This is a genomic window from Kocuria sp. NPDC057446 (assembly GCF_042802875.1).
Classification (GTDB): domain Bacteria; phylum Actinomycetota; class Actinomycetes; order Actinomycetales; family Micrococcaceae; genus Kocuria.
Genome location: NZ_JBHVDI010000168.1, coordinates 1 through 7,759 on the forward strand (window position 1 = coordinate 1; position 7,759 = coordinate 7,759).

Consider the following 7,759-nt stretch of genomic DNA (forward strand, 5'->3'; position numbering starts at 1 on the left):
GTCCGGAGCGATCCGGACGGGCCTGCGCCGTTCCCGTCCAGTCCTGTCCACCCCGTCCAGCGATCCGGGCCCGCAGACACCGGCCCAGGAGGAGTTCCAGTGAGCGGCGAGCGACCGCAGTACGGCGCGTCCACCGGGGGAGAGATCCCGGTGTGCCCCCGTCATCCCGACCGGCCGGCGTACGTGAGCTGCCAGCGGTGCGGCCGGCCGACGTGCCCGGAGTGCCAGCGCACGGCCGCGGTGGGCGTGCACTGCGTCGACTGCGTCCAGGAGGCGTCGCGCTCGCGCCCCACCGTCCGCACGAGCCTCGGCGGACGGGCGCCGAAGGGCTCCCCGATGCTCGTCACCTGGTGGCTCATCGGGGCCAACGCGGTGGTCTACGCGCTGCAGTGGCTCGGGCAGGCGGCGGGCGTGAGCGTGCTGCAGCTGTTCGCGTACGCGCCCGTCACCACCACCTCCGAGCCGTGGCGGATGCTCACGAGCGGGTTCCTGCACTCCATGTCCAGTCCGCTGCACCTGCTCCTGAACATGTACATGCTCTACCTGTTCGGGCGGATGCTCGAGCCCGCCCTGGGCCGCGGCCGGTTCCTGCTGCTGTTCCTGCTCTCCGTCCTGGGCGGCTCCGTGGGCGTCCTGCTGCTCTCGCACCCGCTCAGCCTCGTGGTCGGCGCCTCCGGCGGCGTCTTCGGCCTGTTCGGCGCATTGTTCGTGCTGCAACGCCACCTGGGGCAGTCCATCACGCCCATCGCGGTCCTGATCGGCGTGAACGTCGTCTTCGGATTCCTCTTCCCCGGCATCGCCTGGCAGGCGCACCTCGGCGGGCTCGTCACGGGAGCCCTCGTCGCGTTCGGCTTCACGGCCGCCACCCGCCGGCGCCGCGGCACCGGACGCCGCCGGTGACGTCCTCCTCCCGCGCCCGTCCGGAGGGGCTCGCCCTGAAGCGCGCGCCCCGGTGGCCGGGAACGTTCTCCACAGGCGTTGTCCCCACCTGTCGAGAAGTTACATCCGTGGAATTCCACACCTGTGAGCAACGGTGTGAACAGCGCCAGGGCGGCTTCCACAGCTGTTAATAACGCTGTGGAGAGCGCGCTGTGCACACCGTTCTCCACACCTGTGGACAACTTTGTGCACCGGCTGGGGAGAAGGGCGAACCCGCCGTCCGGGTCGACGTCCTCAACGGATCCTCAGGCGCCGTGCGGAAGACTGGACCGGGGCGGACCCCGCCGCGCCCACGGACGAGAGGGGGACGACGCGTGCGCGTGCTGCTGGTGGAGGACGAGGTGGACCTCGCGGAGTCGCTGCGCCGCGGGCTCACGAACGAGGGCTTCGTGGTCGACGTCGCCCACGACGGCATTACCGGAGGGTGGCTGGCCCGGGAGAATCCCTACGACGTCGTGGTCCTGGACCTGATGCTGCCCGGCAGGAACGGCTACGCGGTGCTGGCGGACCTGCGCGACGCGGAGAACTGGGTCCCCGTCCTGATGCTGACCGCCAAGGACGGCGAGTACGACCAGACCGACGCCTTCGACCTCGGCGCCGACGACTACCTCACCAAGCCCTTCAGCTTCCTCGTGCTCGTCGCCCGGCTGCGCGCCCTCATCCGCCGGGGCGCGCCGGAGCGGCCCGTGGTGCTCGCCGTCGGGTCCCTGGAGCTCGATCCCGTGCGCCGCAGCGTGAGCCGCCGCGGCCGGGTGCTCGAGCTCACCGCCAAGGAGTACGTCATCCTCCAGTATCTGATGCAGAACGCGGAGAAGGTCGTCTCGAAGCTCGAGATCATGGACAACGCCTGGGACGCCGGCTTCGAGGGCTCGGAGAACATCGTGGAGGTGTACGTGGGCTACTTGCGGAAGAAGATCGACGCCCCCTTCGGTCTCTCGACCCTGCAGACGGTCCGCGGCATGGGCTACCGGCTGGTGCCGGACGACCTCGGCACCCCGGCGTCGTGAGCTCCTCCGGCAGGGGACTCCTCGACCGGTGGGGAGTGCGGGAGCGCAGCACGGCGGCCGCGGTGCTGCTCATCCTCCTGGTGATGGCCGTGGCCGGGGCCGTGCTGCTCGAGGTCCTGAGCCGTGCGGCTGTCGGCGCCGCCCACGACCAGGCCGTGGCCCGGCAGACGGAGATCCTCCAGGACCTCGGGCTGCCGTGGGGGCCGCGCAGCGCGGAGGGGGCGGCCGGGGAGACGGCCGTGTTCACGCAGGCCGGGCTCGGGGAGCTGATGCTGCGGCTCGGCCGCCCGGGGGTCATCGTGCAGGTCCAGGACGCGGAGGGGCAGGTGGTGGCCGCGTCCCCCGCCAGCGCGCTCGAGACGGATCTGTCCGTGCCCGTGCTGCGGCCGGGACGGTCCGCCGACTCCGTGGCGACGCAGGAGGGCCCCGTGCTCGGCACCGACGACTTCGTGTATGTCGCTCACGGCATGTACATCAACGGGGTTCCCCTGACCCTGACCGTGGCCGTGCCCATGGCGCTGCAGCAGGGCACCCTCCAGACCGTCTTCCTCTTCCTGCTGGTCGGCGGTCCGGTGCTCGCCCTGCTCGGGGCCGCGCTCATGTGGTTCCTGGTGGGCCGATCCCTGGCGCCGGTGCGCCGCATCACGGAACAGGTCCGGCGGATCGGCACGGCCCGCTTGGGGGAGCGGGTCGAGGTGCCCCCCACCCGCGACGAGATCGCGGTGCTCGCCGGCACGATGAACGGGATGCTGGACCGGCTGCAGGCGTCGGACCGGGCGCAGCGCAGGTTCGTGGCGGACGCCTCCCACGAGCTCCGCAGCCCGCTCGCCACCCTCACCACCACGATCGAGGTGGCCGCCTCCGACCCGTCCGGGGCGATCTGGCCGGACGTCGCCCCCGTGCTCAGGTCCCAGTCCCGGCGGATGGGACGGCTCGTGGAGGACCTCCTGACCCTCGCCAAGATCGACGACGCCGGGCTGCGGCTGCGCACCGCGGACACCGACCTGGACGAGGTGGTCCGGGAGGAGGTCGCCCGGATGCGGCCGGCCTCGCAGCACGAGGTCCGCGTGCACGTGGACCCCGTGCGGGTCCGGGGGGACGCGAGCCGGCTGCAGCAGGTGGTGCGCAACCTGCTCTCCAACGCGGAGCGGCACGCCGACACCTGGATCGCCGTCTCCCTGCGGGAGGAGGGCCCGGACGCGGTGGTGACCGTGGTCAACGACGGCGACACCATCGCGCCGGAGGACCGGGAGCGGGTCTTCGAGCGGTTCGTGCGGCTCGACGACTCCCGGGCCCGGGACACGGGGGGATCCGGCCTGGGCCTGGCCATCAGCCGGGAGATCGTCGTGGCCCACGGGGGGACGATCAGCGCGGGGGAGGACCCGCGGGGCCGCTGCCGCTTCGAGGTGCGCCTGCCGCGGGACAGCGGGGACAGCGGGAACGCCGGGGACCGGTCGCGGCTCAGTACCCGCTGACCGCGGCGCTCCACTCCCGGGCGGTGAGCTCGTGGACGCGGTCCTCGGGTGTGTCCTGGGCGCGCAGGGCATGGGCGACGAGCCGCTGCGCGGTCGAGGCGAGGTGCTCGCGCATGGCCCGTGCCGCCGCCTCCTGGTCCCGGGCGAGGACGGCCCGGACCAGCGCGTCGTGCTCGCGGGCGAGCTCCTCGACGGGGCGCCGCGACGTGGCGGCCACGACGCCCAGGAAGGACGTGGTGGTGCGCAGCCGCTCCACGAGCTGGACGGCCTGGGCGTTGCCGGCGGCCAGCAGCAGGAGCCGGTGCAGACCCTCGTCGGCCTCGGCGGTCGCCTCGAGGTCCCCGGTCCGCGCCGCCTCGTGCAGCGCCTCCCACTGCGTCCGGACCCGGGCCAGCTCCTCGGGACCCGCGAGGCGGGCGGCCCGCCGTGCGGCCGGCACCTCCAGGGCGGTGCGCACCGCGAGGATCTCGGCGACGTCGGTGGGACTGACCTGCACGATCTCGAAGCCGCGGTTGCGGTGGAACCGGATCAGCCCGGCCTCGCCCAGCCGCAGCAGGCCCTCGCGCACCGGGCTGCGGGAGACGTCCATCGCGGAGGCCAGCTGCTGCACCGAGTACAGCCGCCCGGGCTCCATCTCGCCCGCCGTGATCGCCCGGCGCACCGCGGTCATCACCTGCACGGCGAGCGAGCTCCCGGTTGTGGCGGTCACGGACGGCAGCGCCGGGGCCGCTGCGCCGGGGCGGCCGTCGGCCGGTGGTGCGGCGACGGGACGGGGTGGGGTGGTCACGGGGTGATCGTCAGCTTGATGTCCCCGGGCCGGTGCTCCTCGGCCCGCTGCATGGCCTCCGCGATCCGCTCGAGGGGGTACTCGGGGCCGAGGCAGTGCTCCACGTCGATCTCGCCCTCGGAGATCCGGCGCAGGGCCTCCCGGAAGGAGGTCAGCCCGGGCTCGGCCTGCGCCGCCACGGAGCACTGCAGCCGCAGGTTCTTGCGGAACGCCGTCCACAGCGGCATCTCGGTGGGCCCGTGCCGCTCCGGCAGGCCGAAGAGGCCGACGACGCCCCGGTCGGCCGCGAGCTCGACGGCCTGGTCGCGGAGCACGTCGTGGCCGACGGCCTCGATCACCAGGTCGGCGCCGCGACCACCGGTCACCTCGGCCACGACGGCGGCGAGGTCCTGCTCCGGCACCCGCACGGGGACGGCGCCCAGCCGGCGGGCGACGTCGAGCCGGCCGGCGTCCAGGTCGGAGGCGACGACGTGCGCGAAGCCCAGCCTCCGGGCCTCCTCCACGAAGAACAGCCCGGCGGACCCCGCGCCCATGACCACGCACGTGTGCGCCCGGCGGGCGGGTGTCTCCACGGGCCAGAACTGGCGCATGGCGTAGAGGCAGGTGCCGTACTGCTGGGCCATCATGAGCCGCCGCAGCTGCAGGGAGTCGCCGGGGTCCGTGCCGGCGGGCAGTTCGACGACGTGCAGCTCGTCCAGCAGCTGCAGCTCCGCGAAGCACCCGCCCATCTCGCCCTGCGGGACCGTGAGCACCAGCGTCCCCTCCGGGACGCGCTCCGACCGGGACTCGACCACCACGCCCACCCCCTCGTGACCGGGGTAGCCGGGGCGGCGCGGGCCCTCCGCGTGCAGCAGCCCGTGGAAGGCCGCGTGCAGGTCGGATCCGCAGATCGAGGCGTGCAGCATGCGCACCACCAGCTGCCCCGGCTCCCGGGCCTGCGGATCGGGCCAGTCGGTGACGATGACCGTGCCGGTGGTGGGAACGTGGGACCCTCGCATGCGCGCCTCCTGGTCTGGGGCGCGCGAGGCGCCGATGGGTGACATGCTACCCACGGTTCAAGGCCTGTGACCTGCGTGACGCCGGATTAAACCCCGGGGGAGCCCGGTTCCGCGCCCACGGCCGCGGCGGGGACCGCGAAGACGGGGCGCGGGGACTGCAGCCGGGCGGGCTCGGCCAGCCCGCGGCGCAGGACGCGGTCCCCGTGCTCGAGCTCGAGGGAGAACCCCGCCACGGCGTGGTGCACGTTCTCGCCCAGCACCGTCCGCTCCACGACCTGCTCGGGTCCGGGCGCCCCGTGCAGCAGGAGCACCGGTTCGCCCTCCCGCAGCTCCTGCTCGACCCGGGCCACCGCCTGCATCCAGTGGCTCTCGCGCACGCCCTCCGGGACCCGGAACGGCACGACGACGGCACCGCCCGCCGCCTCGTGCGCACCCGGCGCCAGGACCCACGCCCGCCGGCCGTGCGGCGGTTCCGCGAGCGGCGTGCGCCCCTCCGTGGGCACGGGCCACACGTAGTCCAACCCGGCCGGATCTGCGGGGAAGACCTCCCGGTAGAACTCCTCGTCCTTGCGCAGCAGGTTCGACCGGTGCGAGCGGTGGAGCTCCTCGTCGCCCAGCCAGGGGGGCAGCGCCACGTCGTCGTCGGCCCCGCGGTCCCAGACCTCGGGGGCGAACTCCCGGATCTGCCATCCCGTGCTGTCCGCCCCGCCCCGCGCCGTCCACTCGTCGACCATCGCGCGGCCGTAGGCGACCAGGGCGGGCACGTGCCCGGACCACATCGCCGTAGCCGGGTGGCGGTACCACCCGTAGCCCGGCACGGTGGCCGCGCGCAGGACCTGCAGGGTCTCCACCCGCTGCTTGCCGAGCCGCTTGCGGTCGAGGACGCGCGCGGAGCGGGCGAAGTCGGGGTACGGGAGGAAGGTCTGCACCGATCCAGTCTGCTACGGATCCACCGCCTCCACCACCGCACCGGCCCGTGCGCGGGAGCCCGCGCGGGAGGACACTGGGAGCATGCCTCTGCCCCGCGCGCTCGAGCCGTTCCGGCTCGGCCCGTACCGCGTGCTCGCCTTCGCCATGTTCGTCAGCGTCTTCGGCGCCGGGATGTGGGCGGTGGCCCTCGTGCACCAGGTCCTGCGGCTGGACGGGACGGCCGTGGATCTCTCCGCCGTGACGGCGGTGGGCGCCCTCGGCATGCTCGTCTTCGTGCTCGTGGGCGGGATCGTGGCCGACCGCTTTCCCCTGGCGCGCGTGCTGCGCCTCGTCGAGACGGCCAATCTCCTGACGGCCGGGACGGTCGCCGCCCTGGTCCTGGCCGACGGACTGCTCCTGGAGCACCTCGCCGCGGCGGCGTTCGTGTTCGGCGCCGGCCTCGGCTTCTTCTACCCGGCCTACTCGGCCTCGCTGCCGCGGATCCTGCCCGCCCGGCAGCTGCTCGCGGCCAACGGGGTGGAGGGCACGGCGCGCCCGCTGCTGCAGCAGGCGGCGGGGCCGGCCGTGGCCGGTCTGCTCATCGGACTGGTCGCCCCCGGCGGCGCGCTCGCCCTGATCGCGCTCTGCCACGCCGCCGCGCTCGCGCTGCTGCTGCGCCTGCACGTGCCCGGTCAGAACGCCGGAGCGGATCCGCCGCCGGGCGCGGGCTCCGGAGCGCGTCCGGGCGGGAGGCCGGCCGGGGACGCCACGGCCGCCCCGGCCGCGGCGCCGGGCGCCGTGCCGTCCGCCGTCCCGGCGCCCGACCCCGGGTCCACACCCGTGCCCGGCACGGCCCCGGGCGCGGACGGGACGTCCCCGCCGGCGGCGGCCGTGGGCGGCCTCCGGTCCGTGCGCCAGGACCTCATGGAGGGCGTGAGCTACACGGTGCGGACCCCGTGGCTGCTGTGGACCCTGCTGTGGGCGGTGCTCGCGGTGTTCCTGCTGCTGGGTCCCCTGGAGGTCCTCGTCCCCTTCCTGGTCCGGGACCGGCTGGGCGGGGACGCCTCCACGTTCGGCTATCTGCTGGCGTGCTACGGCGGTGCCGGCGCGGTGGCGTCCCTCGTGGTCGCGTCGCTGCCCCTGCCCCGGCGCTACCTCAGCTGGATGATCGTGCTGTGGGGGTTCGGGACGCTGCCTTTCGGTCTCGTCGCGAGCACGGACTCGTTCTGGGTCATGGCGCTGTGCCTGGCGTGCGTGGGTGCCGGGGACGGTGCGGGCACGGTGCTGTGGGGCACGCTCCTGCAGCGCCGGGTCCCGCGGCACATGCTGGGCCGGGTCTCGAGCCTCGACTTCTTCGTCTCGATCGCCCTCATGCCGGTGTCGATGGCGGTCGCGGGACCCGTCGCCGAGGTGGTGCCCCTGCCCGTGATCTTCTGGACCGTGGCCCTGCTGACGCCGGCGCTGGGGCTGGTGGCGCTGCGGGCCGGGCGGATGCGCGAGGACGAGCTGGCGCACCCGCTGGCCGGCTGAGCCGCGGCACGGCTCCCCGGGGGCACCGGCGGGCGCGGGCAACGCCACGTGACCCCCTCGGAACGGGGGACCGGCACGGGAGGGGCAGGGCGGCGTCAGCTCGGGACGCCGCCC

7 protein-coding genes are annotated in these 7,759 nt (G+C 74.5%); 4 read left to right on the forward strand and 3 right to left on the reverse strand.

Annotated features, from left to right (window positions below; translation table 11 throughout):
• Nucleotides 1-99 precede the first annotated feature (99 nt).
• The 3 genes from ACFU0Y_RS15660 to ACFU0Y_RS15670 all read left to right on the forward strand — a co-directional run bounded on the left by ACFU0Y_RS15660 (nt 100) and on the right by ACFU0Y_RS15670 (nt 3,421).
• Entirely contained in the window at nt 100-900 is an 801-nt protein-coding gene (locus ACFU0Y_RS15660; protein ID WP_380215473.1) for a rhomboid family intramembrane serine protease, read from the forward strand.
• Between the two features lie 353 nt (nt 901-1,253).
• Nucleotides 1,254-1,946 carry a response regulator transcription factor gene (locus ACFU0Y_RS15665; RefSeq protein ID WP_380215475.1) on the forward strand — a complete coding sequence of 231 codons (693 nt, stop codon included), beginning with the start codon at nt 1,254-1,256 and terminating at the stop codon, nt 1,944-1,946.
• Nucleotides 1,943-3,421 (forward strand): ATP-binding protein, encoded by a 1,479-nt coding sequence (locus ACFU0Y_RS15670; protein WP_380215477.1) that lies wholly within the window; start codon nt 1,943-1,945, stop codon nt 3,419-3,421. Before ACFU0Y_RS15665 ends, ACFU0Y_RS15670 begins: the two co-directional genes overlap by 4 nt.
• On the opposite strand, the gene ACFU0Y_RS15675 is transcribed toward ACFU0Y_RS15670, so the two are convergent.
• The 3 genes from ACFU0Y_RS15675 to ACFU0Y_RS15685 all read right to left on the reverse strand — a co-directional run bounded on the left by ACFU0Y_RS15675 (nt 3,408) and on the right by ACFU0Y_RS15685 (nt 6,135).
• The gene (locus ACFU0Y_RS15675) at nt 3,408-4,208 is read right to left on the reverse strand and encodes a GntR family transcriptional regulator (protein ID WP_380215479.1); all 801 of its coding nucleotides are present in this window, start codon (nt 4,206-4,208) and stop codon (nt 3,408-3,410) included. The two genes, ACFU0Y_RS15670 and ACFU0Y_RS15675, sit on opposite strands and share 14 nt — an antisense overlap.
• Nucleotides 4,205-5,206 (reverse strand): zinc-binding dehydrogenase, encoded by a 1,002-nt coding sequence (locus ACFU0Y_RS15680; protein WP_380215481.1) that lies wholly within the window; start codon nt 5,204-5,206, stop codon nt 4,205-4,207. The genes ACFU0Y_RS15675 and ACFU0Y_RS15680 overlap by 4 nt, the downstream gene beginning before the upstream one ends.
• Before the next feature lie 86 nt (nt 5,207-5,292).
• Nucleotides 5,293-6,135: an MSMEG_6728 family protein gene (locus tag ACFU0Y_RS15685; protein WP_380215483.1), complete on the reverse strand. Its 843-nt coding sequence runs from the start codon at nt 6,133-6,135 to the stop codon at nt 5,293-5,295.
• An 82-nt stretch (nt 6,136-6,217) separates the two neighbouring features.
• Here ACFU0Y_RS15685 and ACFU0Y_RS15690 point away from each other — a divergent pair, with 82 nt between their 5' ends.
• Nucleotides 6,218-7,645 (forward strand): MFS transporter, encoded by a 1,428-nt coding sequence (locus tag ACFU0Y_RS15690; protein WP_380215485.1) that lies wholly within the window; start codon nt 6,218-6,220, stop codon nt 7,643-7,645.
• The last annotated feature ends 114 nt before the right edge of the window (nt 7,646-7,759 follow it).

Excerpts from the sequence above, each read along its gene's own strand:
- ACFU0Y_RS15680 (WP_380215481.1), bottom strand. The coding sequence starts at position 5,206 with ATGCGAGGGTCCCACGTTCCCACCACCGGCACGGTCATCGTCACCGAC.
- ACFU0Y_RS15690 (WP_380215485.1), top strand. The coding sequence starts at position 6,218 with ATGCCTCTGCCCCGCGCGCTCGAGCCGTTCCGGCTCGGCCCGTACCGC.